A 24,240-nucleotide genomic window follows, 5' to 3' on the forward strand; every position below is an offset into this window, starting at 1 on the left:
ACTGCCTCGCACGTCGACGAGTTCGCACAGCGTACCCCGCAGATCGGTCTTGCATGCGACGGCCCGATCCCCATAGGCTGTAGGGCTGGCCTGCGCGAGAGATCGCCGGCCGCGAGGTTCGGGACGACGACGCAGGAGGACACCATGACGACAGACAGCTACGCCCGCACGGTCGCGGTCGGCGGCGCTGCCCGTCCGGCGTTCCTCGTGCACGAGGGCATCTCCGGGTAGCACCCACCCCAGCCCCGCAGGCCACGCCTGCACGATGCGCGGCATCCCGCCCGCGCCCTGACGCGCCCACTCGCGTGTCGCTCGATCCAGCACGCCGCTCGGCGTCCCACGAGGACCCCCAGCTGCGCCTTCCGGAAGGAACCGGCTTGTCAGCCACCCCGCTCCACCAGGACCCCTCCGCCGCACGCGTCGGCACCGTTCGTGCGCTCTCCCGGCTGCGCACGTACATCGGTCCGGCCATGGTCGCGATCGTCGCCAGCATGGCGGCCTACCTCGTCGCGCAGCTCATCGCGCTCGCCATCCCGCAGGTGCTCGAGACGATCGTCGACGGCCCGCTGGCCGACGGCGACCGTGCGGCGGTCGTGCCGCTGTCGCTGCTCGTGCTCGCGCTCGGGGTGGGCGAGGCGGCGATGTTCGCGCTGCGCCGGTGGCTCGTGCTCACGCCGACCACCCGGGTGGAGGCGCGCATGCGCAACGCGCTCTACGCCAAGCTGCAGGACCTGCCCGTGAGCTTCCACGACCGCTGGCCGAGCGGGCAGCTGCTCTCGCGCGCCGTGAGCGACCTCGGACTCATCCGCCGCTGGCTCGCCTTCGGCCTCGTGCTGCTCGTCGGCAACCTGCTCGTGCTCATCGTCGGCGCGGTCGTGCTCATCTCGATGAACTGGGTGCTCGGGCTCGTCTTCCTGGCCTGCTCGGTGCCGCTGTGGATCGTGGGCTACCGCTTCGAGGGCCGCTACTCCGAGGTGTCCCGGCGCAGCCAGGACCAGTCGGGCGACCTCGCGACGGCGGTCGAGGAGTCGGTGCACGGCATCCGCGTCCTGAAGGCGTTCGGACGCGGCAAGCACGCGCTGTCGTCGTTCCGCGCACAGGCCGAGCAGCTCCGCTCGACCGAGATCGAGAAGGCGCGCCTCGACGCGAACATCTGGGTCTGGATCCTCATCGTGCCGACGGTCGCGCTCGCGATCTGCCTCGTGCTCGGGGTCTGGCTCGCGTCGCAGGGGGAGCTCACCATGGGCCAGCTCGTCGCGTTCTTCGCGACGGCGGCGGTGCTCGCCTGGCCGATCGAGTCGATCGGGTTCCTCCTCGCGTTCTCGCTCGACGCGCGCACGGCGACCGACCGGTTCTTCGACATCATGGACAGCCGCAACGACGTGACCGATCCCGAACGGCCGGTCTCGGTCGAGCGCCCGCGCGGCGAGCTCGCGTTCGACGACGTGCACTTCCGCTACCAGGACTCGCCCGACCGCTTCGGCGACCTGCTCGACGGCGTCGACCTCGTGCTGCAGCCCGGCGAGACCATGGCGCTCGTGGGGCTCACGGGCAGCGGCAAGACGACGATGACGGCGCTCACCACGCGCCTCTACGACGTCACGTCGGGCTCGGTGATGCTCGACGGCGTCGACGTGCGCGCGCTCACCCGCGAGGAGCTCCGCCGGCAGGTCGCGATGGCGTTCGAGGACGCGACGCTGTTCTCGGCCTCGGTGCGCGAGAACGTGCTGCTCGGCCGCCCCGAGCTCGCCGGCGACGATCCCGCCACCCGTGCCGAGGCCCAGCGCGTGCTCGAGGAGGCCCTGCGCATCGCGCAGGCCGGCTTCGCGTACGACCTGCCCGACGGCGTGGAGACGAAGGTCGGCGAGGAGGGCATGAGCCTCTCGGGCGGCCAGCGCCAGCGCCTGGCGCTCGCACGCGCGGTCGCGGCCAAGCCGTCGGTGCTGGTGCTCGACGACCCGCTCTCGGCGCTCGACGTCACGACCGAGGCGATGGTCGAGGCGGAGCTGCGCACCGTGCTGGCCGACACGACCGCGCTCATCGTCGCGCACCGCCCGTCGACGGTCATGCTCGCCGACCGGGTGGCGCTCCTCGAGGAGGGCCGCATCACCGCGGTCGGCACCCACTCGGAGCTCCTGCGCGAGTCCGAGCACTACCGCTTCGTCATCTCGAGCCTCGAGGACGAGGAGCGTCGCGCCCAGGCGGAGGCATCCGACCTGATCGATGACGAGGAACTGGCGGAGACGGCCGCGACGGCCGTCACGACACCACCGGAGGAGAACGTGCGAGAGGAGGCGATCCGATGAGCACCGTGACCGGTGTGCAGGGCGAGGAGCGCCACGAGTACACGAAGGCCGAGTCGCGCCAGATCCGGACGCGCAGCCTGCGCCTGCTCGGATCGCTGCTGCACCCCCTGCGGGCGCAGCTGTGGGCCACGATGGCCATCATCGTGGTCTCGACGGGCGCGCAGGTGGCCGGACCGGCGATCATCGCGTACGGCATCGACCAGGGCCTGCCCGCGCTCATGCAGCAGGACTGGATGCCGGTGGGCCTCGCCGGCCTGGCCTACCTCGTGACGGGCGCCATCGGCGCGTTCCTCATCGCGTGGTACATCCGACTGTCCGCACGGGTCAGCCAGGCGGTGCTCATCGACCTGCGCACGCGGGTGTTCCTGCACACGCAGAAGCTCTCGCTAGAGTTCCACGAGTCGTACACGTCGGGTCGCATCATCTCGCGGCAGACGAGCGACCTCGACGCGATCCGGGAGCTGCTCGACGAGGGCATCAACCAGCTCGTGCGCGGCGTGCTGTACATGGTGTTCACCGCGATCGCGCTCGTGTGGCTCGACTGGGTCTCGGGCCTCGTGCTGGTGGCCACGCTGCTGCCGCTCGCGCTGCTCACGCGGTGGTTCCAGCTGCGCTCGCAGAAGCTGTTCCGGCGCTCCCGCGTCGCGAGCGCGAAGCTCATCGTGCAGTTCGTCGAGACCATGACGGGCATCCGCGCGGTGCAGGCGTTCCGCAAGGAGCGTCGCAACGAGCGCGAGTTCGGCGACCTCGTCGAGGACTACCGCGACGTGAACGCGCGCGTGCTCGGGCTGTTCGCGATCTACAACCCGTCGCTCGCGCTCATCGGCAACATCGCGGTCGCGGCCGTGCTGCTCATCGGCGGCTTCCGGGTCGTCGACGGCGCCCTCGAGGTCGGCGTGCTGCTGGCGGCGGTGCTCTACACCAAGCGCTTCTTCGACCCGATGGAGGAGCTCGCGATGTTCTACAACTCGTACCAGTCCGCGGCATCCGCCCTCGAGAAGATCTCGGGCGTGCTGGAGGAGCAGCCGAGCGTGCCCGACCCGGCGCACCCGGTCGACCTCTGGACCGCCGACGGCGGCGTGCGGTTCGAGCGCGTCGAGTTCGCGTACACGGCCGATCGCGTCGTGCTGCCCCGGTTCGACCTCGAGATCCCGGCCGGGCAGACGGTCGCGCTCGTGGGCTCGACGGGCGCCGGCAAGTCGACGCTCGCGAAGCTCATCGCCCGGTTCTACGACCCGAGCGACGGCGTCGTGGAGCTCGACGGCGTCGACCTGCGGCGGCTGCACCCGAAGGACCTGCGCCGCGCGATCGTCATGGTCACGCAGGAGGCGTACCTGTTCTCCGGGTCGGTCGCCGACAACATCGCCCTCGGGCGGCCCGACGCGTCGTTCGACGAGATCGTGGCCGCGGCGACGGCGGTGGGCGCGCACGAGTTCATCGAGTCGCTGCCGAACGGGTACGACACCGACGTGAACAAGCGCGGCGGACGCGTGAGCGCCGGCCAGCGCCAGCTGATCTCGTTCGCGCGCGCGTTCCTCGCGAACCCGGCGGTGCTGATCCTCGACGAGGCGACCTCCTCGCTCGACATCCCGAGCGAGCGCCTCGTGCAGGAGGGGCTGCAGTCGCTGCTCGCCGACCGCACGGCCGTCATCATCGCGCACCGCCTCTCGACGGTCGCGATCGCCGACCGCGTGCTCGTCATGGAGCACGGCCGCATCGTCGAGGACGGCGCACCCGCCGACCTCATCGGCGGGGAGGGCCGGTTCGCCGCGCTGCACACGGCCTGGCGCGACTCGCTCGTCTAGGGGGTGACGACGAGCGGGGCGGATGCCGCGGGCACGGGCTCGCGGCATCCGCTCACGTCATGCGGGGCGCGCAGGCGCCGACCCGCGGCATCCGCTCACGCCGGCACCACGACGACGGGCGTCGGCGCGAAGCCGTTGAAGCCCGTCGCCGTGGCGAGCGTGTACGCGCCCATCATGGGGCTGACCAGCAGGTCGCCCGCCCGCAGCGTCGGCAGCGGCATGTCCCTGGCGATGACGTCGAGGCTGTCGCAGGTCGGTCCCGCGAGCGTGACCGGGCGGTGCCGGCGCGCCCGCAGCCGCCGCTCGACGCGCGCCCGCTCGGGCTCGCGCACGGGCTGCGCGTCGAGCTCGGCCGCGGCGAAGACGAGCGGATGCGTCTGCTCCGACGGGATGTTCGAGTACGCGCCGTAGACGCCGTCGTCGAGGTAGGCCCATGCGCCGTCGGCCCGCTCGGTCGTGCCCACGACCCGCGTCGCGAGCATCATCGCGGGCGCCGAGACGAAGCGGCCCGGCTCGACGAGGATGCGGTAGCGCGAGGGCGCGGCCGCGAGGGCCGAGCGGATGCCGCGTGCGAGCTCGGCGAACGCCGGCACGGGCTCGTCGTAGGCGATCGGGAAGCCGCCGCCGATGTCGAGCGTGTCGAACCGGATGCCGTGCGCGTGCTCGAGGCGTCGCATGAGCCCGAGCGTGCGGTGGATGGCGCGCATCCACGGCCGCGCCGAGACGGTCTGGCTGCCGACGTGGAACGTGAACCCGGCGACGCGGAGCCCGGCGCGCAGGCAGTGCGCGACGAGTGCGTCGGCCTCCTCGGGCGCGACGCCGAACTTCGACGACAGGTCGCAGGTGACCGCCGGATTCGGGAACGAGAGTCGCACGAGCACGGCGACGTCGGCGGGGAGCCCGCGGAACTTGCCGACCTCCGAGTGGCTGTCGACGACGAACGTGCGGATGCCGCGGAGGTAGGCGCCCGTGATGTCGGCCACGGTCTTCACGGGGTGCGTGTGCAGGCACTGCTCGATCGCGACGCCCTCGCGCTCGAGCAGGTCGATCTCGCCGCGCGACGCGACCTCGAAGGTCGCCCCGAAGGCGTCGACGGCGCGGATCACGGCGGGGTGGGGGAGCGACTTCGTCGCGAAGTGGATCTGCACGCCGGGCAGCTCGCGGCGGAGCGCGAGCAGCTGCGTCGTCACGCGGTCGACGTCGAGCACGAACAACGGGCTGCCGTGCTCGCGCACGAGGTCGGTCACGCGCACGCGCGCGGCGTAGGCGGCGAGCTCGCGCCGCACCTCCTCGCGGTGCGAGGGCTGCTCGGGCGGGGTCGGGTCGGGCTCGGTCCTGGTGGTGCGGGCGGCACGCTCGGCGATGCGCCGGGTCCGTTCCGCGATCGTGGTGGTCATCGCAGTGCCCCTTCACGCTGGGGTTCGGAGAGGAGGGCGGCGGCGGATGCCTCGGAGGACCGCCCGCCGTCGGGGAGGATGATGCGGCGACCGGCCTCGAACGAGGCGATCGCGACCGTGTAGAACACGACGTCGGCGGCGAGCTTGCCGACGAGCCACGCGACGGGGGCGGCGCCCCAGATCGCGGACGCGGCCCACAGCAGCGCGGGCCGCACGACGATGGTGTCCACGAGCTCGGCCGGCCCGAACTCGGCGGCGACCGAACGCGCGGTGAGCCACGTGGTGGCCCATGCACGGCGTGCGACGCCCGGCAGCATGCGGACCCGGGCGGATGCCGCGTGGCCGCGCGCCGATCGCACGACCACGAGCGCGTAGTACCCGACGCTCTCGCCGAGCGACCCGGCGATCGCGGCGATCGCGAGCGAGCCGGATGCCTCGTACGCCGCCCAGGCCGCGACCAGCGCGGCGATCGTGCCGAGCACCTCGAGCGGGAGGTAGCGCAGCACCCAGCCCTTCACCCGTACCCGGTCGATCGTGGACATGCCCTCGATGCTGCTCGGCGGCCGCCGCAGCCGGATCCGGGCGGTCACCCCGAATGCGTGGGGGCTGCCCCTGAACGTCCGGTCGTGCCCGTCCGGAGAGCCGCCCGCGGCGGAAACACGCGGATCAACCCCCAGAACTGGGTGAAACCGCGCATGCGGCGGACGCGATACAGTCGGCACAGGCGGGTGGCCTCCCCCGAACGGTCGCCCCTGCCTTCGGACGGAGGTGCGATGAACGACGCACGACCCCTGCGCGTCGCGATCGCGGACGACGCGCTCCTGCTGCGCGAGGGTATCGCGAAGGTCCTCGAAGGCGGTGGCATCGAGGTCGTGGCCTCGGTCGGCACCGGCGACGAACTGCTCGAGGTGGTGAGCGAGGGCGGCGTCGACGTCGCCGTCCTCGACATCCGGATGCCGCCGAGCCACCGCGACGAGGGCATCGTCGCCCTCGAGCAGATCCGCGAGAGCGGATCCACGATCGGCGTGCTGCTGCTGTCGATGTACGCGACGCCCGAGTACGCGCTGCGCGTCATGGGCGCCGGCAGCGGCACGGGCTACCTGCTGAAGGAGCGCGTGTCGGAGCCGCAGACGCTCGTGCGCGCCGTCGAGACGGTCGCGTCGGGCGGTTCCGTGGTCGACCCCGAGGTGGTCGAGCAGCTGGTGAAGCGCACCCGCGCCGACGACCCGCTGTCGCGCCTCACCGAGCGGGAGCGATCGGTGCTCGAGCTCATGGCGCAGGGCTACTCCAACGGCGGCATCGCCCAGACGCTGTTCCTCGGCCTGAAGACGGTCGAGACGCACGTGCGGAGCATCCTGCAGAAGCTCGACCTCGAGGAGTCGCCCGAGCATCACCGCCGCGTGCTCGCCGTGCTCACGCTCCTCGGCGAACGGTGATGGCCTCCGGCCGCAGAGGCCGGATCGCCAGGCGCACCGCGATCATCGTCGCGGTCATCGCGCTGAGCCTGTGGATGGAGATCGCCGGATTCATGGCGACGCCCGCCGGCGAGCGCCCCGAGGTGTCGTACACCACCCTGCACACCGTCGTGCCGCTCGTCTTCGCCGCGTGCGCCGGCGTCGCGTGGCGCACCGCCCCGACGCCCGTGCCCGCGCGGCTCATGGTGACGTTCGTGGTGCTGTGGATCCCGCAGTCGATCTACTGGGTCATCGGCGGCATCGACTGGCTCTGGCCCATCGTGCGCGGCGTGGACCTCGGCTGGGCGGTCGTCGCCGGCATCCTGGTGATGGTCTACCCGAAGGGCTACCTCAGCGACCGCTTCGACCGCTGGATCGCGGGCATCGCACTCGTTGCCACGGTCGTGAACTTCCTCGCCGTCGTGCTGCTCGCGACCCCCGAGAACGTGTCGTGCGGGTGCGTCGCGCCGAACCCGTACCAGGTCGCCGACGCGCCGACGCTGTTCGCGCTCATCGACATCGGCTACCGCATGGTCGGCGGCGCGTTCGCGCTCATCATCGCCGCCCGGCTGCTCGTGCGCTGGGTGCGCGGCAGCGTCCCGGCGCGCACGGTCGCGTTCCTCATGCCCCTCGCGCTCTTCGCGTGGGCGACGACGCTCGCCGCGCAGGCGGTCACGTACGCGGTGCAGACCACGGCCGACACCGTGCTCGCCACCGTCTCGCTCATCGCGATGGCGTCGATCCCCGTGTGCTTCGACGCCGGCGTGGCGCACACGCGCAACATGCGCGCCCGCGTCGCCGACCTCATGCGCATCACGCGCGAGGGCGCTGACCGCGGGCTCTGGGCCGAGTCGCTCGCCCGCACCCTGCGCGACGCATCGGTCCGCGTCTACTGGTGGGACGAGGAGAAGGGCCGGTACGCGGATGCCGCGGGCACGCCCATCGAGGGTGCCGACGCCGATCCCCGGGGCAGCCACAGCATCCTCCCCGTCGCGTCGCCCCTCGGCGCTCCCATCGCGCTCATCCGGCACGACCGCGTGCTCACCGACAACTCCCGCCTCCTCGACGGCGTGTCGAGCGCCCTCCGGCTCTCGGTCGACAACGGCCGGCTGCGGTCCGAGATCGAGCGCACGCTCGAGCAGGTCCGCCAGTCCCGCCAGCGCATCGTCGAGGCGGGCGTCGAGGCCCGGCGGCGCATCGAACGCGACCTGCACGACGGCGCGCAGCAGCACCTGGTGTCGCTCGGCATGCGCCTGCGACTCGCGGCGAACGAGGCGCGCGACACCGACGAGCTGGCGCTCGCGACCGAGCTCGAGGGCACCATCCAGATGCTGAACATGGCGCTGCGCGAGCTCCGCGAGCTCGCCCACGGCATCCACCCGAGCCTGCTCTCGTCGGGCGGACTCGCGCTCGCCGTGCCCGAGCTCGCCGGGCGCTGCCCGGTGCCTGTCGAGGTCGACGTGCAGGCCGAGGGGCGCCTGCCCGAGCTCATCGAGTCGACGGCGTACTTCGTGCTCTCCGAGGCGCTCGCGAACGTGGCGAAGCACTCCGGCGCGAGCCGGGCGTGGGTGCGCGCCTACGTCGAGGGCGACGACCTCGACCTGGTCGTGCGCGACAACGGCGTCGGCGGCGCGTCGCTCGACAAGGGCACGGGCATGCTCGGCGTGGCCGACCGCGTCGACGCCGTGGGCGGCTCGCTCGAGGTCGACAGCCCGCCCGGCGCGGGCACGACCCTCAGCGTGCGGATCCCGCTCGGCCCGCCGCTCGACGGGGACTGACTGGCGTCACGGCCGCCAGCGGCACGCGGCGATGACGATGCGGTAGCCGTCCTCGTCGGTCGTCGTGACGAGCGGTGTGCCCTCGGCGTCGTAGTGCGGCCGCGCCGAGGCGGCGTGCCCCGACGGCGGACGTCCGCCCGCGCGCACGACGCGCCACCACGGGACATCCGAGCCGTACCTCGCCATGACCTGCCCGACGGCGCGCGCGCCGCGCGACCCGAGGATCGCGGCGATGTCGCCGTACGTCGCGACGCAGCCCGGGGGGATGTCGTCGACGACGGCGAGCACGGCCTCGACGAAGCCCGCCGGCGGCTCGGGGGCGCGACGCGCGGCAGCGGGCTGCGGCATCCGTGCGCTCAGAGCGCGAGGGCGCCGATCACGTCGCCGTACTGCGTCTCGCCGACGTCCTGGAAGCCGATGCGGTGGAAGAACTCGCCGGGGCCCTCGGCGCCCGGCTCCCACAGCACCGTGATGCGGTCGAAGCCGCGGCGCTTGGCCTCCTCGGCGAGGGCGTGTGCGAGGAAGCGGCCGACGCCCTTGCCCTGGACCTCGGCGTCGACGTTGATCCGCCAGATGCAGGCGCGGAACTCCTCGTGGACGTTCTCGGGGTCGAAGTTGCCGTGGATGAACCCGACGACGCGCTCCTCGGAGAGGGCGACGCGCTGCCATGCGGTGTCGGGATTCACGACCGAGGCCTCGGCGGCGTAGGTGACCGGGGCGATGAACTGCTCCTGCCCGGGCTTGAGCGACAGGTTGTTCGCGGCCACGATGTTCGTCGCGTTCAGTTCTTCGAGTCGCAGATCAGCCATGCCGCTAAGGCTAACCCGTGGCGGCCCGGGTCAGGAAGCAGAGCTTGTGCACGGCCGCCTGCGAGTCGGGCTCACGCCGACAGTTGTCTCGATGTCGAGATATTCGCGCGACGCGGTAAGCTGGCAGGCGGCGTGTCCGCCCACGAGACTTCCTCATTCCCCACGAGAGATCCAAGGAGAACTCAACTTGTCCAAGATCAAGGTTGAAGGCACCGTCGTCGAGCTCGACGGCGACGAGATGACCCGAATCATCTGGCAGGCCATCAAGGACCAGCTCATCCACCCGTACCTCGACGTCAACCTCGAGTACTACGACCTCTCGATCCAGAAGCGCGACGAGACCGACGACCAGATCACGATCGACGCGGCGCACGCCATCCAGAAGCACGGCGTCGGCGTCAAGTGCGCGACCATCACGCCCGACGAGGCGCGCGTCGAGGAGTTCGGCCTCAAGAAGATGTGGCGCTCGCCCAACGGCACCATCCGCAACATCCTGGGCGGCGTGATCTTCCGCGAGCCGATCATCATCTCGAACATCCCCCGGCTCGTGCCCGGCTGGAACAAGCCGATCATCGTCGGCCGCCACGCGTTCGGCGACCAGTACCGCGCGACCGACTTCCGCTTCGAGGGCGAGGGCACCCTCACGATGACCTTCACCCCGAAGGACGGCTCGGAGCCGCAGTCGTTCGAGGTCTTCCAGTCGCCGGGCTCGGGCGTCGCGATGGGCATGTACAACCTCGACGAGTCCATCAGGGACTTCGCGCGCGCCTCGCTCAACTACGGCCTCGACCGCAACTACCCGGTGTACCTCTCGACGAAGAACACGATCCTGAAGGCCTACGACGGTCGATTCAAGGACCTCTTCCAGGAGGTCTTCGACACCGAGTTCAAGGAGAAGTTCGACGCCGCGGGCCTCACCTACGAGCACCGCCTCATCGACGACATGGTCGCCGCCTCGCTGAAGTGGGAGGGCGGCTACGTCTGGGCCTGCAAGAACTACGACGGCGACGTGCAGTCCGACACCGTCGCGCAGGGCTTCGGCTCGCTGGGCCTCATGACCTCCGTGCTCGCCACGCCCGACGGCAAGGTCGTCGAGGCCGAGGCGGCCCACGGCACGGTCACGCGCCACTACCGCCAGCACCAGCAGGGCAAGCCCACCTCGACGAACCCGATCGCCTCGATCTACGCGTGGACGCGCGGCCTGTCGCACCGCGGCAAGCTCGACGGCAACCAGGAGCTCATCGACTTCTCGCACACCCTCGAGGACGTCGTGATCACGACCGTCGAGTCGGGCGCCATGACCAAGGACCTCGCGCTCCTCGTCGGCCCCGAGCAGCCGTACCAGACGACGGAGGAGTTCCTCCAGACCCTGAGCGACAACCTCAAGGCGCGCCTGGCGGCCTAGTCGCCGCCCCACCGGTCGAAGGGGTCGGATGCCGCGGCATCCGACCCCTTTGCCGTACCCGGGGCAGGATGGGAGGCATGGGTCGCCTCCTCCGGATCGCCCGCCGCTACTGGGTCGTGACGCTCACGCTCGCGATCGGGCTGCTCGGGATCGTGCTCGCGCTCACCGGTGCCGGCGCGGCCGTGCCGTGGATCTTCAGCGGCTACGCGCTCGCGATCGCGGCCTGGCAGGCGGTCGGCATGGTGCGCGACATCCTGCGCGGGCACTGGGGCCTCGACATCCTCGCGGTCACCGCCATCATCGCCACGGTGCTCGTGGGGGAGTACGTCGCAGCGCTCCTCGTCGTGCTCATGCTGACGGGCGGCGAGGCGCTCGAGGACTACGCCAACCGGCGCGCCAAGCGCGAGCTCGACGCCCTGCTCACCCGGGCGCCGCAGCTCGCGCACCGCATGGAGGGCGACGAGATCGTCGAGGTCCGCGCCGACGAGGTGCGTCCGGGCGACGTGCTGCTCGTGCGCCCGAGCGAGATCGTGCCCGTGGACGCGACGCTGCGCTCGGCGGAGGCCGCGGTCGACGAGTCCTCGATCACGGGCGAGAGCGTGCCCGTCGAGAAGGTCGCAGGCGACGCCGTGCTGAGCGGCTCCGTGAACGGCCAGGTCGCGGTCGAGGTCGTCGCGACGGCGACGGCCGCCGACAGCCAGTACCAGCAGATCGTCGCCCTCGTCACCGAGGCCGCGGCGTCGAAGGCGCCGGTGGTGCGGCTCGCCGACCGCTACGCCGTACCGTTCACGGTGTTCTCGCTCGCGCTCGCCGGCGTCGCCTGGTGGATCTCGGGCGATCCCGTGCGGTTCGCCGAGGTGCTCGTGCTCGCCACCCCGTGCCCGCTCCTCATCGCCGCGCCGGTGGCGTTCATCGGCGGAATGAGCCGGGCCGCGCGCAACGGCGTGATCGTGAAGGGCGGCGGCGTGCTCGAGCAGCTGTCGTCGGCGAGGACGGCCGTGTTCGACAAGACCGGCACGCTCACCTACGGGACGCCGACGCTCGTGGCGATCCGCCCCGAGAACGGGTTCGGCGAGGACGAACTGCTCACGGCCGTCGCGTCCGCCGAGCAGTATTCGTCGCACGTGCTCGCGACCTCGATCATCGCCGCCGCGCACGACCGCGGTCTGCACCTCGGCGAGGCGGAGTGGGCGCGCGAGGCCGCCACGAACGGCGTGCAGGCGCGCGTCGGCGGCCGCGAGGTCGTGGTCGGCAAGTTCCGCTTCGTCGCCGAGCATGCACCGGATGCCGCGCGCACGCCCATCGCGCCGGGCGAGCTCGCCGTGTACGTGGCGATCGACGGCCGCTTCGCCGGCGCGCTCCTCGCGAGCGACCGCCTGCGCGACAACGCGCGGGCGACGCTCGAGCGGCTCGACGCGCTCGGCGTGCACCAGACGATGATGCTCACCGGCGACGCCCAAGCGACCGCCGACCACATCGCCGCCGAGCTCGGCATCACCCGCGTGCGCGCCGACTGCCTTCCCGGCGACAAGGTGCAGGAGGTCGCGGGCATCGCCGAGCGGCCCGTGATCATGGTGGGGGACGGCGTCAACGACGCGCCCGTGCTCGCCGCGGCGGATGTCGGCATCGCGATGGGGGCGAAGGGCGCCACCGCGGCGAGCGAGTCCGCGTCGGCGGTGATCCTCGTCGACGACATCTCGCGCACCGCGAAGGCCGTCGAGATCGGCCGCGACACCGTGCGCATCGCGCTGCAGAGCATCTGGCTCGGGATCATCGTGAGCGTCGCGCTCATGATCGTCGCGGCATTCGGCGTCATCCCCGCGACGGTCGGCGCGCTGCTGCAGGAGGTCGTCGACCTCGCGACGATCCTGGCGGCGCTCCGCGCCATCGGCGGACGCCTCGACGCGAAGGCGCCGGCGCCCGCCGCGCCGGTGCCCGCGGCATCCGCCCGCTGACCGACCAGATCACAAGTCGGTAACAGGACCGATGAACCCCAGACGAAGCTTGCATCTGGTTTGTTCGTAAGCTTTACTAACAAACGTGACGACGGACGCGCAACGAGGCCCCATCGAGGCCGGCACCCCCCACCAGGCCGGTGGCGACGTGCTCACCGTGCCGTTCGTCGACGCCCCGATCTTCACCCGGTCGCGGGCCCTGCGCCCCACCGGCAAGGTGCTCCCCGAGCACGCGCGCAGCCACAACCGTGCGTTGGTGCTGCAGACGCTCTACACGTCGGGCGCGCGCAGCCGGGCGGATGTCGCGCGCGAGACCGGGCTGACCCGGGTCACGGTGTCCGACCTCGTCGCCGAGCTCATCGCCGAGGGCCTCGTCGTCGAGCTGGGCCAGCGCGAGGACGCCCGCCCCGGCAAGCCCGCGACCCTCATCGACGTCGACCGCGGCGCGTTCCAGATCGTCGGCGTTGACCTCTCGGAGCACCAGCGGTTCCTCGGCGCGGTGGTCGACCTCGACGGCGGCATCGTCGCCCGCGACGAGGTCGCCTGCGGCGGCGCGAGCGGCGAGCACGCCGTCGAGCTCGTCGTGGAACTCGTGCGTCGGCTGCTCGACGCCGCGACCACGCCCGTGCTCGGCATCGGCGTCGGATCGCCCGGTGTGGTCGACCCGCTCGGCGTCGTGCGCTCCGCCCCGAACCTCGGCTGGACCGACGTCGCCCTCCAGGCCCGCCTGCAGCGCGAGTTCGGCGTGCCGGTGCACGTCGCGAACGACGCGAACGTCGCGGTGCTCGCCGAGCACGGCGCGACGCCGCTCGACGACCTGCTCCTCGTGAAGATCGGGCACGGTGTCGGCGCCGGCCTCATCGTCGGCGGCCGGCCGGTCATCGGCGGCGGCTTCGCCGCGGGCGAGATCGGCCACGTCGTCGTCGGCACCGACGGCGGCCCGCGCTGCGCGTGCGGCAAGGACGGATGCCTCGAGGCCTGGCTCGCCGTGCCGCGGCTCACCGCCCAGCTCGACGCGATCGACCCCGAGTCGCCCGACGCGGCATCCGCTCGCGACGAGATCCTGCACGAGGCCGGCCGCCGGCTCGGCATCGTGCTCGCCCCGGTGGTCGGGGCCCTGAACCTGTCGGAGGTCGTGCTCAGCGGCCCCGCGGAACTGCTCGACGGTCCGCTCCACGAGGCGACCGTCGACACGCTCCGGATGCGGACGATGGCGGAACACAACCGTGATCTGAGGCTCCGGATGACCGAGCAGGCGGAGGACATCGTCCTCCGCGGCGCGGCCGTCATGGTCCTGTCCGGACAACTCGGGGTCTCGTGAGGGACTCCAACGCACCAAGGGCACAGCGAACCCCCGCTGCTTCCCTCCACCCCATGAAAGGAATCGACAAATGAGGAAACTCGGCATCGTGGCGCTCGGCGCCGCGGCTGCGCTCACCCTCGCCGGTTGCGCCTCCGGAGGCAGCGGAGCCTCGGACGAGGGCGCCGAGATCCGCGTCTGGCTGGTCGGCACCGACACGCCCGACGAGGCGCGTCAGTACCTCATCGACACGTTCGAGGAGGAGAACCCCGGCTCGACCCTCGTCATCGAGGAGCAGTCGTGGGACGGACTCGTCGACCGCCTGACCACGAGCCTCTCCGGCTCCGACAGCCCCGACGTGGTCGAGGTCGGCAACACGCAGGCGTCGGCGTTCACGTCGGCCGGCGCGTTCCTCGACCTGACCGAGTACTACGACCAGCTCGGCGGCGACGACCTGCTCCCCGGCTTCGTCGAGGCGGGTTCGTACGACGGCAAGTTCTACGCGGCCCCGCTCTACTCGGGCGCCCGCCTCGTGTTCTACAAGAAGGACGCGCTCGCCGCGTCGGGCCTCGCGGTCCCGACGACGCTCGACGACTACATCGCCAACGGCGAGAAGCTCGCGGCGGACAACCCCGGCAAGTCGGGCATCTGGTGGCCCGGCCAGGACTGGTACAACGCCCTGCCCTACATCTGGGAGAACGGCGGCGAGGTCGCGGTTCCCGACGGTGAGGAGTGGGACGCGCAGCTGAGCTCCGACGAGTCGATCGCCGGTCTCGAGCAGGTGCAGCAGGTCATGACGAACGCCTCGCGCGCTCCGAAGGACGGCAACGAGACCAGCCCCGAGGTCGGCTTCTGCGACGGCACCACGCTGCAGCTGTCGGCTCCGAGCTGGGTCAAGTGGTCGATCCTCGCCCCGGCCGACGCCGAGGCGCCCGGATGCCCCGACCAGGAGGCCAACCTCGGCGTCTACGCCCTCCCGGGCAAGGACGGCGGCGCGGCGCAGGTCTTCGCCGGCGGCTCGAACATCGGCGTGTCGGCCAAGTCGGCGCACCCCGAGCTCGCGGTGAAGGCGCTGGAGATCATCCTCTCGGACGAGTTCCAGACGATCTACGGCGAGAACGGCCTCGTGCCGGCCAAGCTCTCGCTCGCCAAGACCCTCGGCACCGACGAGGTCGCCCAGGCCATCGCGGCGGCCGCGGGCAACGCGAAGCTCACCCCGGCGTCGCCGAAGTGGGCCGACGTCGAGGCTGCGGGCATCCTGCAGGACCTCTTCGTGAACATCGCGCAGGGTGGTGACGTGAAGGCGCTCGCCGAGCAGGCCGACACGGACATCGAAGCCATCCTCAACGGCTAGTCGGACCCGTCCGGCTCGCGCGGTGCGGCGGCGATCCCCTTCCCGCCGCCGCACCGCACCCCATCCCGGGCGCGCCGACCACACACGGCGGATCCGGACCGGGGGCGGGCCTCATCCCCCGCCCCCACCCCTCGACTTCAGGAGCACCACCATGACCACGGTCGACCGCGGACTCGACCCCGCACCGAGCGCCTTCGAGGGCGAGCGCCTCATGGCGCCGAACCCGAAGCCCGCCGGCCCGCGCCGCCGCCGCCGCGGCGGGCTCGCTCCCTACGCGCTGCTCGGCCCGGCGATCGTCATCCTGGCGCTCATCACGGGCTGGCCGCTCATCCAGCTGATCATCACGTCGTTCCAGCAGTTCGGCCGGGCCCAGGTCTTCGGCGCCCCGCCGGAGTGGGTCTGGTTCGAGAACTACGTGAACGTCCTCACCGACCCGGTGTTCTACGACGTGCTCGTGCGTACGCTCGTCTTCTCGGCCGCCTGCGTCGTCGTCACCATGCTCCTCGGCACGCTCGTCGCCCTCATGATGGTGCGGCTGCCGAAGCCGTTCCGCATGCTCCTCTCGGTGGGCATGCTCCTCGCCTGGGCCATGCCCGCCCTCACCGCCACCGTCGTGTGGGGCTGGATGTTCGACACGGCCTACGGCGTCATCAACTACGTGCTCGTGAACTGGTTCGGCCAGGAGCAGTACGTCCAGCACTCCTGGCTCATCGACCCGCTGAGCTTCTTCCTCGTCGCCGGCATCATCATCGTCTGGGGCGCCGTGCCGTTCGTCGCGTTCACGCTCTACGCCGGCCTCACCCAGGTGCCCGACGAGGTGCTCGAGGCCGCGCAGCTCGATGGCGCCGGCGGCGTCAAGCGGTTCCGGCTCATCATCTTCCCGTACCTCAAGCCGATCTTCCTGATCGTCACGATCCTCCAGGTCATCTGGGACCTGCGCGTCTTCACGCAGATCTTCGCGCTGCAGGACATCGGCGGCATCCGCGCCCTCACCAACACCCTGGGCGTGTACATCTACCAGATCTCGATCGCGGGCGGCGAGTTCGGCCAGGGCGGTGCGATCGCGGTCATCACGGCGATCCTGCTCATGTCAATCTCGATCTACTACATCCGCCAGGTCACCAAGGAGGAGGAGCTGTGAGCGCCACCGTCGCCCCCGGCCAGCAGGTCGGCGGACTCATCGCCGAGACCGGGCGCACCCACGACGCCCGTCGCTCGGGCGGCGGACGCCGTCGCGTGACGACGTGGCTCCTCAGCGCCCTCTCGGTCCTGCTCTTCGTGATCTTCGTGTTCCCCGTCTACTGGATGGTGAACACGTCGTTCCAGCCGAACAACGAGATCCGCGGCTCCGAGATCCACTTCTGGCCCGACAACTTCACGCTCCGCAACTACGAGACCGTGCTGTTCGACCCGGGTCGCACGCCGTTCCTCCCGGCGGCGGCGAACTCGCTCGTCGTCACGATCCTCACCGTCATCGTCGCGCTCGTGTTCGCGTTCCTCGCGTCGATCGCGGTCACGCGGTTCCGGTTCAAGACCCGTCGCCTGTTCATCGTCACGATCCTCGTCGTGCAGATGATCCCGGGCGAGGCGATGATCGTCTCGATCTTCCGGGTCATCGACGGCTGGCACCTGCTCAACACCATCCTCGGCCTCACGATCGTGTACATCGCGACGGTGCTGCCGTTCACGATCTGGACCCTCCGCGGGTTCGTGAACGGCGTTCCGGTCGAGCTCGAAGAGGCCGCGATGATCGACGGATGCTCCAGGGCCGGCGCCTTCTGGCGGGTCACGTTCCCGCTGCTCGCGCCCGGCCTCATCGCCACCGGCGTCTTCGGGTTCATCCAGGCCTGGAACGAGTTCATCATGGCGCTCGTGCTCAACGCGCGCCCCGAGATGATGACGCTGCCCGTGTGGCTGCGCACCTACCTCGTGGCGAACGGCACGACGAACTGGGCCGCGATCATGGCGGGCTCGACCCTCATGGCGATCCCGGTCATCGTGTTCTTCCTCATCGTCCAGGGCCGCATGACGAGCGGACTCGTGAGCGGGGCCGTCAAGGGATGACCGAGCCGGACCCCACCGGCGCGGGCGACGACCTGCGCCGGGACATCCTCACGACCCTGCTCCCGGGCTTCCCGGGCGTGGCGGCGCCCGAGTGGCTGCTGCGGCGGCTGCGCGACGGGCTCGGCGGCGTGTGCCTCTTCGGGCAGAACCTCGCCTCGGCCGAGCAGCTCCTCGCGCTGAACACCGCGCTCCGGCGGGCGAACCCCCTCGCGGTCGTCGCCATCGACGAGGAGGGCGGCGACGTCACGCGCCTGTTCTACGACCGCGGCGCGCCGTACCCGGGCAACGCGCTGCTCGGCCGGATCGACGACGTCGACCTCACCGAGCGGGTCGCCCGCACGGTGGGCGAGGCGCTCGCCGCGCTGGGCTGCACGGTCACCTTCGCGCCCGACGTCGACGTGAACTCGAATCCCGACAACCCCGTGATCGGCGTCCGCAGCTTCGGGGCCGACCCCGAGCTCGCGGCGCGGCACTCCGCGGCCTGGGTGCGCGGCGTGCAGTCGACCGGCGTCGGCGCGAGCGCGAAGCACTTCCCGGGGCACGGCGACACCGCCACCGACTCGCACCTCGCGCTGCCGGTGGTCGACGTGGCGCTCGAGACCCTCCGCGAACGCGAGCTCGTACCGTTCCGCGCGGCCGTCGCCGCGGGCACCCGCACGATCATGACCTCCCACATCCTCCTGCCCCGCCTCGACGCGGAGCAGCCCGCGACCCTCTCCCCGCACATCGTGCAACGCCTGCTCCGCGGGGAGCTGGGGTTCGAGGGCGTCATCGTCACCGACGCCCTTGACATGCACGGGGCGAGCGGCGTGCACGGCATCCCCGAGGCCGCCGTGCTCGCCCTCGCCGCCGGCTGCGACCTGCTGTGCATCGGCAGCGACAACACCGACGAGCAGCTCGACGAGATCGTGGCGGCCGTCGAGGCCGCCGTCGCGGCGGGCCGACTTCCGGCCGAGCGCGTCCGCGAGGCCGCCGCGCGCGTGCGCGGGCTCGCTGCCTCGGCGCCGGCGCTGCCCGCCTCCGTCGCGTCCACCTCGCTCGAGCCGGTGCACGACGCGGGCGAGCTCGCCCGCATCGCCGCCGCGTTCGACATGACGGATGCCGCGCGCGATCGCCTCGCGGCATCCGACCGGCTCGGCACCGTCGTGCGCATCGACACGATCGCGAACATCGCGATCGGCGTCGCGCCGTGGGGGCCGTTCGCGGTCGACGCGGTCGCGGGCACCGGTGCGGCCGCGGGCGCGCGATGGCCGGATGCCGCGGACGTCGTCGCCGTCTCGGCGCAGACGCCCCTGCGCGAGCCGGCGTCGCTGCGCGGACCCGTGCTCGTCGTGGGCAAGGACCTGCACCGGCATCCGTTCGCCGTCGAGGCGATCACCGCGCTGCGGGCCGTGCGCGACGACGTCGTGACGGTCGACATGGGCTGGCCGTCCGACGATCGCGCGCTCGCCGACATCGCGACGTTCGGCGCCTCCCGCCTGGTGGGGGAGGCGCTCATCGGGCTGCTCGACGCGACGCTGTCGGGGCCGGCGCCTGCGACGCTCGCGGCGCCTGCCGTCGTGGCATCCGCACCGACCCCCGTCGCGCTGGGCACGACATGAGGCTCGGCATCGACATCGGCGGAACGAAGACCGCCGCGGTCGCGGTCGGCGCCGACGGCGAGCTCAGCGACCAGGTGCGCATGCCCACGGGCTTCGGCGCCGACGAGGTCGTCGCCACGGCGCTGCGGACCGTCGAGCGGATGACCGAGCTCGCGGGCGTGGCGCCGGGGGCGTTCACGTCGATCGGCATCGGCATCCCCGGCGCGGTCGACAGCTCGACGGGCCGCGTCGCCCACGCGGTGAACCTCGGCCTCGAGGGCCTCGACCTCGGTCCCCGCCTCGCCGACCGGCTCGGCGTCGACGTGCGCGTCGAGAACGACGTGAAGGCCGCGGCGCTCGGCGCCCACCACCTGCTCGGCATCGCCGACGGCCTGCGCACGCACTCGATGGCGTACCTCAACCTCGGCACGGGGCTCGCGGCGGGCATCGTGCTCGACGGGAAGCTGTTGAGGGGCGGGCACGGCGTCGCAGGGGAGATCGGCCACATCCCGGTCGACCCGGCGGGCGAGCCCTGCGGCTGCGGCCAGCGCGGATGCCTCGAGACCCTCGCCTCGGGCTGGGCGATCGCGCGCGACTGGCCGACCGCCGGGCGCCACCCGGCGCGCGACCTCTTCGACGCGGCGACCGCCGGCGATCCGCGGGCCGTCGAGGTGCGCGAACGGTTCCTCACGGGCGTGGCGGCGGCCGTGCGACTGCTCGTGCTCACGACCGACGTCGACGACGTGGTCATCGGCGGCGGGCTCGCCGCGCTCGGCGGCGAACTCCTGGGTGGGACGCACCGTATCCTGAACGGGTGGGCCGAATCGTCGGCCTTCCTCGCATCCCTCGACCTCGCCGCTCGCGTGCAGGTCATCCCACCAGGATTCCCGGCGGCCGCCGTTGGTGCCGCCCTCGTAGGAGGACACCGATGGCCGAAGTCGTGATCGTCGCCGATGAGGACGCCGCAGGCGCCCTCCTGGCCGACGCGATCGTCTGCCTCATCCGGCAGAAGCCCGACGCCGTGCTCGGGCTCGCGACGGGCTCGACGCCGCTCGCGAGCTACCGCGCGCTCGCCGACCGCATCGCCGGCGAGCGCATCGACGTGCGCGGCGTGCGCGGCTTCGCCCTCGACGAATACGTCGGCCTGCCCGCCGGGCACCCCGAGAGCTACCGCTCCGTCATCTCGCGCGAGGTGGTGGAGCCGCTCGGCCTCACGCCCGAGCTCGTGCGGGTGCCGAACGGCGACCCGGCGACGATCCGCACGGCCGGGTCCGACTACGAGGCCGCGATCGACGCGGCCGGCGGGGTCGACCTCCAGATCCTCGGCATCGGCCGCACGGGGCACATCGGGTTCAACGAGCCCGGATCCTCGCTCGCGTCGCTCACGCGCGTGAAGACCCTCACCGAGCCGACCCGCGTCGACAACGCCCGGTTCTTCGACTCGCCCGACGACGTGCCCATGCACTGCATCACGCAGGGCATCGGCACGATCCTGCGCGCCCGGCACCTCGTGCTGCTCGCCTTCGGCGAGGCCAAGGCGCACGCCGTCGCGGCGGCCGTCGAGGGCCCGGTCACGGCGAGCCAGCCGGGCTCGGCGATCCAGCTGCATCCGCACACGACGGTGATCGTCGACGAGGCGGCCGCGGCCGAGCTCGAGAACCTCGACTACTACCGCCACGCGTGGGCGAACAAGCCCGCCTGGCAGGGCATCTGAGCATTCGGCGTCGTCGCGGCATCCGCATGAACCCAGGTGAGCGGATGCCCAGTGCGCGGCGTCAGTGCGGGAGGAGCTCGGGCAGCGCCCGCAGGTAGGCCTCCTCGTCGAAGCCCTCGATGATGGCACGCTGCACCATGAAGCCCGGTCCGAGGCCGAGCACGACGGGGGCCATCCGGGCCGCCCACTCCCCGGGATCGTCGTCGACGTGCCCTGGCACCGCCGCCCACTCCGCGAGCCCCGCCTCCACCGCGCCGCGCAGTCGGCGGAACACCTCCTGCACGAGGTCGCGGATGGCGGGGTCGACCGACGCCTCCGCCCAGAGCTGCACGATCACGTGGCCGAAGGGCTCGCCGCGCATGCCCTCGAGCAGCGTGGCGACGACCATGCCGGGGGACAGCGGCTCGCCCGTGCTGCCGCGGCGGGCCTCGAGCTCGCTGCGCCGGGCCTCGAGCACGCGGCCGGCGACCGCGGCGAACAGCTCCTGCTTGCCCGCGAAGTGCCCGTAGATCGCGCCGGCCGACAGCCCGGACTCCTCGATGATGTCGGACATCGACGTGCGCTGGTAGCCCTTCTCGGCGAAGCAGCGCAGCGCGGCGGCGATGATCTCGTCGCGCCGCGCGGTGCGATAGGCCTCGGTCACTCGCGGCATCCGTGAACCCCTTCCAGCCAAACCGAATGAACGTTCTTGACAAGCATAGGCGGTGGTCGCACACTAATAAAGAACGAACATTCGCTTTTTTTGGAGGAATCATGGCACACGCGGATGCCACGACCGAACGCACCCCGCTCGGTCGCGTGATCGGCCTCTCGCTGGCCCTCGCGGCGGTCCTCGCCGTGATCGTGCTGGCGTTCGCCTGGCCGTCGGTGACGGCCGAGCCCAAGGACCTGCCCATCGCCATCACCGGCCCGGCCGAGGCGGTCTCCGCCGCCGAGGACGCGGTCGGCCAGCAGTCGCCCGGCGCCATCGCGTTCCAGGAGGTCTCCGACCGGGCGGCCGCGATCGACGCGATCGAGGCCCGCGAGGCCTACGGCGCGATCGTGCTCGGCCCGGAGCCGGAGGTGCTCACCTCGTCGGCCTCGAGCCTCGCCGTCGCGCAGCTGCTGGGGAACGTCGCCCGCCAGCTCGAGGAGGGCGTCAACGCGCAGGCCACCGCTGCGGCCGCCGCGGCCGGGGCTCCGGCAGCACCCCCGCACATCGCCGTCCCGGTCACCGACGTGGTGCCGCTCGCCTCGAGCGACCCGCGCGGCACGGGCCTCACCGCGGCGCTGTTCCCGCTCGTGCTCGGCGGCATGATCGGCGGCATCGCCATCTCGCTCGTCGTCATCGGCGCGATGCGACGTGTGGTCGCCGTGCTGGTGTACTCGGCCGTGGGCGGCGTCGTGCTCGCGGCGATCCTGCAGGGCTGGTTCGGCGCGCTGCAGGGCGACTATTGGCTGAACTCCGCGGGCATCGCGCTCGCGCTCACCGCCATCGCGGCGCCGATCACGGGCTTCGTCGCCCTCATCGGCCGCGCCGGCATCGCGGTCGGCCCGATCGTGATGCTGCTGTTCGCCAACCCGATCTCCGCGGCCGCCATCCCGAAGGAGTTCCTCCCGGTGCCGTGGGGCGAGGTGGGCCAGTGGTTCCCGCCGGGCGCCGCCGCGACGCTCATGCGCGAGCTGTCGTACTTCCCGTCGGCCGACACCACGTTCCCGTGGCTCGTGCTCACCGGATGGGCGGTCGGCGGCATCCTGCTCTCGGTGCTCGGGCACTTCCGCACCGCGGGCGGCGCGGAGCCCGACGACGAGGCGGCGCACGCCGACGATGACGCAGGCGATAGGGCCGCGCTCAGGCAGGATCCGCGCGTTCCGGCCTGATTCGAGGACGATCGCCTGAATCCGGATGGGCGTCGGCGCGAGCCGGCGCCCATCGGCGTGTGGTTGGGCGCAGCCGGAGGTTGAGCGGGCGCCGGGCCTCAGTCGGCGAGCTGCTTGCGACCGTGCAGGATGCCGCTGACCGCCGCCACGACCGCGAACACGATCGCGACCACGGGCTGGCCCATCAGCCACCACGCGATCGCCGCGGCCGAGAACACCCCGATCTCGACGAGCGCCTGCCCGAACGGGTCGATGTGGAACACCGCCTTCGGTGAGAGGAAGAGCGCCCACGCGAGGATGGCGAGCGCCGGCGCGCCGAGCCCGATGAGCACGCCCGGCCACGGCAGGGGGAACGCCGTGAAGCCCCAGATGCCGAGGCTCACGAAGGCGAAGAGCTCCAGCAGGAAGCGGAGGACGTCGTTCGGGCCGATCTTCGGCTGGGACTGTGGGGGGACTGCGGTGCTCACGGCTCTCCAGCCTAGTTCGCCCGCGACGGGCCGAGGCTCAGCGGAAGATGATCGTGCGCGCGCCGTCGAGGAGCACGCGCCGCTCGGCGAACCACTTCACCGCCTGGCTCAGTGTGCGGCTCTCCTCGTCCTGGCCGATCGCGACGAGCTCGGCGACCGAGCGCGAGTGGTCGACGCGCACGACGTTCTGCTCGATGATCGGGCCCTCGTCGAGATCGCTCGTCACGAAGTGCGCGGTGGCGCCGATGAGCTTCACGCCGCGCGCGTGGGCCTGGCGGTAGGGGTTGGCGCCCTTGAATCCCGGGAGGAACGAGTGGTGGATGTTGATGCAGCGCCCGGCGAGGGCGTCGCAGAGCTCGGGGGTGAGGATCTGCATGTACCGCGCGAGCACGACGAGCTCGATGTCGTGCTCGTCGACCGCGGCGAGCACGCGCCGCTCGAACGTGGCCTTCGACGCGGCATCCGTCACCGCAGCCGACTCGAAGGGCACGCCGTAGAAGTCGACGAGGTCGCGCAGCGTGCCGTGGTTCGACAGCACGAGCGGGATCTCGACGGGCAGCTGGCCCGCGTGCTGGCGGAACAGGAGGTCGTTCACGCAGTGGCCGGCGGTCGAGGCGAGCACCAGCGTGCGCAGCGGACGGCCGACCTCGTCGAGGTGCCAGGTCATGCCCCACCGCTCGACGACGGGCGCGAGCGCCGCCTCGAACTCCTCGCGGCCCGCGGGCGACTCGACCTGCACGCGCATGAAGAAGCGGCCCGTGTCGAGGCTCGCGAACTGCTGGCTCTCGGTGATGTTGCCGCGCGCGGCGACGATCGCCCCGCTCACGGCGTGCACGATGCCGGGCCCGTCGGTGCAGGCGAGCGTCACGACCCAGTGGTACAGGTGGGTGGGGGCGGCATCCGTGGTCATCCGCCCAGAGTAGTGCGTCCGGTACACTGGTTCGTGGTCGGCGGACAACGCATGGCCCTGGGCGCGCACATGAGCGCGTAGT

21 protein-coding genes are annotated in these 24,240 nt (G+C 71.9%); 14 read left to right on the plus strand and 7 right to left on the minus strand.

Features of this window, described 5'->3' with window-relative positions; translation table 11 throughout:
• Nucleotides 1–377 precede the first annotated feature (377 nt).
• Entirely contained in the window at nucleotides 378–2,306 is a 1,929-nt protein-coding gene (locus ACWGO8_RS12655) for an ABC transporter ATP-binding protein (RefSeq protein WP_452043361.1), read from the plus strand.
• Complete coding sequence (locus tag ACWGO8_RS12660; RefSeq protein WP_452043362.1) at nucleotides 2,303–4,111, plus strand: ABC transporter ATP-binding protein; 1,809 nt, start codon at nucleotides 2,303–2,305, stop codon at nucleotides 4,109–4,111. The genes ACWGO8_RS12655 and ACWGO8_RS12660 overlap by 4 nt, the downstream gene beginning before the upstream one ends.
• A 95-nt stretch (nucleotides 4,112–4,206) precedes the next feature.
• Here ACWGO8_RS12660 and ACWGO8_RS12665 read toward each other — a convergent pair whose 3' ends face one another.
• Both ACWGO8_RS12665 and ACWGO8_RS12670 read right to left on the minus strand, forming a co-directional pair.
• The gene (locus ACWGO8_RS12665) at nucleotides 4,207–5,508 is read right to left on the minus strand and encodes a type III PLP-dependent enzyme (RefSeq protein ID WP_452043363.1); all 1,302 of its coding nucleotides are present in this window, start codon (nucleotides 5,506–5,508) and stop codon (nucleotides 4,207–4,209) included.
• Nucleotides 5,505–6,050: a hypothetical protein gene (locus ACWGO8_RS12670; RefSeq protein ID WP_452043364.1), complete on the minus strand. Its 546-nt coding sequence runs from the start codon at nucleotides 6,048–6,050 to the stop codon at nucleotides 5,505–5,507. Before ACWGO8_RS12670 ends, ACWGO8_RS12665 begins: the two co-directional genes overlap by 4 nt.
• A gap of 231 nt (nucleotides 6,051–6,281) precedes the next feature.
• Between ACWGO8_RS12670 and ACWGO8_RS12675 the strand changes: the two genes are divergently transcribed.
• Together ACWGO8_RS12675 and ACWGO8_RS12680 are read left to right on the plus strand one after the other, a co-directional pair.
• Entirely contained in the window at nucleotides 6,282–6,944 is a 663-nt protein-coding gene (locus ACWGO8_RS12675) for a response regulator (RefSeq protein ID WP_452043365.1), read from the plus strand.
• Entirely contained in the window at nucleotides 6,944–8,740 is a 1,797-nt protein-coding gene (locus ACWGO8_RS12680) for a histidine kinase (protein WP_452043366.1), read from the plus strand. Before ACWGO8_RS12675 ends, ACWGO8_RS12680 begins: the two co-directional genes overlap by 1 nt.
• A 6-nt stretch (nucleotides 8,741–8,746) precedes the next feature.
• Here the strand turns inward: ACWGO8_RS12680 and ACWGO8_RS12685 are convergent, their stop codons facing one another.
• Together ACWGO8_RS12685 and ACWGO8_RS12690 are read right to left on the minus strand one after the other, a co-directional pair.
• Nucleotides 8,747–9,088 (minus strand): MGMT family protein, encoded by a 342-nt coding sequence (locus tag ACWGO8_RS12685; protein WP_452043367.1) that lies wholly within the window; start codon nucleotides 9,086–9,088, stop codon nucleotides 8,747–8,749.
• 8 nt (nucleotides 9,089–9,096) lie between these two features.
• Nucleotides 9,097–9,549, minus strand: coding sequence for a GNAT family N-acetyltransferase (locus ACWGO8_RS12690; RefSeq protein ID WP_452043368.1), 453 nt, complete (start codon nucleotides 9,547–9,549; stop codon nucleotides 9,097–9,099).
• Nucleotides 9,550–9,736: 187 nt separating this feature from the next.
• Here ACWGO8_RS12690 and ACWGO8_RS12695 point away from each other — a divergent pair, with 187 nt between their 5' ends.
• The 9 genes from ACWGO8_RS12695 (at nucleotide 9,737) to ACWGO8_RS12735 (ending at nucleotide 20,921) form a co-directional block, all read left to right on the plus strand.
• Nucleotides 9,737–10,954, plus strand: coding sequence for an NADP-dependent isocitrate dehydrogenase (locus ACWGO8_RS12695; RefSeq protein WP_452043369.1), 1,218 nt, complete (start codon nucleotides 9,737–9,739; stop codon nucleotides 10,952–10,954).
• Between the two features lie 77 nt (nucleotides 10,955–11,031).
• Entirely contained in the window at nucleotides 11,032–12,909 is a 1,878-nt protein-coding gene (locus ACWGO8_RS12700; RefSeq protein ID WP_452043370.1) for a heavy metal translocating P-type ATPase, read from the plus strand.
• A gap of 148 nt (nucleotides 12,910–13,057) precedes the next feature.
• Complete coding sequence (locus ACWGO8_RS12705; RefSeq protein ID WP_452043562.1) at nucleotides 13,058–14,230, plus strand: ROK family transcriptional regulator; 1,173 nt, start codon at nucleotides 13,058–13,060, stop codon at nucleotides 14,228–14,230.
• Between the two features lie 70 nt (nucleotides 14,231–14,300).
• Nucleotides 14,301–15,563 (plus strand): extracellular solute-binding protein, encoded by a 1,263-nt coding sequence (locus ACWGO8_RS12710; protein WP_376954080.1) that lies wholly within the window; start codon nucleotides 14,301–14,303, stop codon nucleotides 15,561–15,563.
• A 151-nt stretch (nucleotides 15,564–15,714) separates the two neighbouring features.
• Nucleotides 15,715–16,704, plus strand: a complete 990-nt coding sequence (locus tag ACWGO8_RS12715) for a carbohydrate ABC transporter permease (RefSeq protein WP_452043371.1) — start codon at nucleotides 15,715–15,717, stop codon at nucleotides 16,702–16,704.
• Nucleotides 16,701–17,627, plus strand: coding sequence for a carbohydrate ABC transporter permease (locus tag ACWGO8_RS12720; protein WP_452043372.1), 927 nt, complete (start codon nucleotides 16,701–16,703; stop codon nucleotides 17,625–17,627). Before ACWGO8_RS12715 ends, ACWGO8_RS12720 begins: the two co-directional genes overlap by 4 nt.
• Complete coding sequence (locus ACWGO8_RS12725) at nucleotides 17,624–19,228, plus strand: glycoside hydrolase family 3 protein (protein WP_452043373.1); 1,605 nt, start codon at nucleotides 17,624–17,626, stop codon at nucleotides 19,226–19,228. The genes ACWGO8_RS12720 and ACWGO8_RS12725 overlap by 4 nt, the downstream gene beginning before the upstream one ends.
• Complete coding sequence (locus tag ACWGO8_RS12730; RefSeq protein ID WP_452043374.1) at nucleotides 19,225–20,151, plus strand: ROK family protein; 927 nt, start codon at nucleotides 19,225–19,227, stop codon at nucleotides 20,149–20,151. Before ACWGO8_RS12725 ends, ACWGO8_RS12730 begins: the two co-directional genes overlap by 4 nt.
• Entirely contained in the window at nucleotides 20,136–20,921 is a 786-nt protein-coding gene (locus tag ACWGO8_RS12735; protein ID WP_452043375.1) for a glucosamine-6-phosphate deaminase, read from the plus strand. The genes ACWGO8_RS12730 and ACWGO8_RS12735 overlap by 16 nt, the downstream gene beginning before the upstream one ends.
• A 61-nt stretch (nucleotides 20,922–20,982) precedes the next feature.
• On the opposite strand, the gene ACWGO8_RS12740 is transcribed toward ACWGO8_RS12735, so the two are convergent.
• A complete protein-coding gene (locus tag ACWGO8_RS12740) occupies nucleotides 20,983–21,573 on the minus strand; it encodes a TetR/AcrR family transcriptional regulator (protein ID WP_452043376.1) in 591 nt (196 codons plus the stop codon).
• A gap of 101 nt (nucleotides 21,574–21,674) precedes the next feature.
• Here ACWGO8_RS12740 and ACWGO8_RS12745 point away from each other — a divergent pair, with 101 nt between their 5' ends.
• Nucleotides 21,675–22,781 carry a hypothetical protein gene (locus ACWGO8_RS12745; RefSeq protein ID WP_452043377.1) on the plus strand — a complete coding sequence of 369 codons (1,107 nt, stop codon included), beginning with the start codon at nucleotides 21,675–21,677 and terminating at the stop codon, nucleotides 22,779–22,781.
• A 98-nt stretch (nucleotides 22,782–22,879) separates the two neighbouring features.
• On the opposite strand, the gene ACWGO8_RS12750 is transcribed toward ACWGO8_RS12745, so the two are convergent.
• Together ACWGO8_RS12750 and purU are read right to left on the minus strand one after the other, a co-directional pair.
• Nucleotides 22,880–23,248 (minus strand): YrdB family protein, encoded by a 369-nt coding sequence (locus ACWGO8_RS12750; protein ID WP_452043378.1) that lies wholly within the window; start codon nucleotides 23,246–23,248, stop codon nucleotides 22,880–22,882.
• A 37-nt stretch (nucleotides 23,249–23,285) separates the two neighbouring features.
• The gene (purU, locus tag ACWGO8_RS12755) at nucleotides 23,286–24,158 is read right to left on the minus strand and encodes a formyltetrahydrofolate deformylase (protein ID WP_452043379.1); all 873 of its coding nucleotides are present in this window, start codon (nucleotides 24,156–24,158) and stop codon (nucleotides 23,286–23,288) included.
• Between the last annotated feature and the right edge of the window lie 82 nt (nucleotides 24,159–24,240).

The organism is Agromyces sp. NPDC055661 (assembly GCF_053618135.1).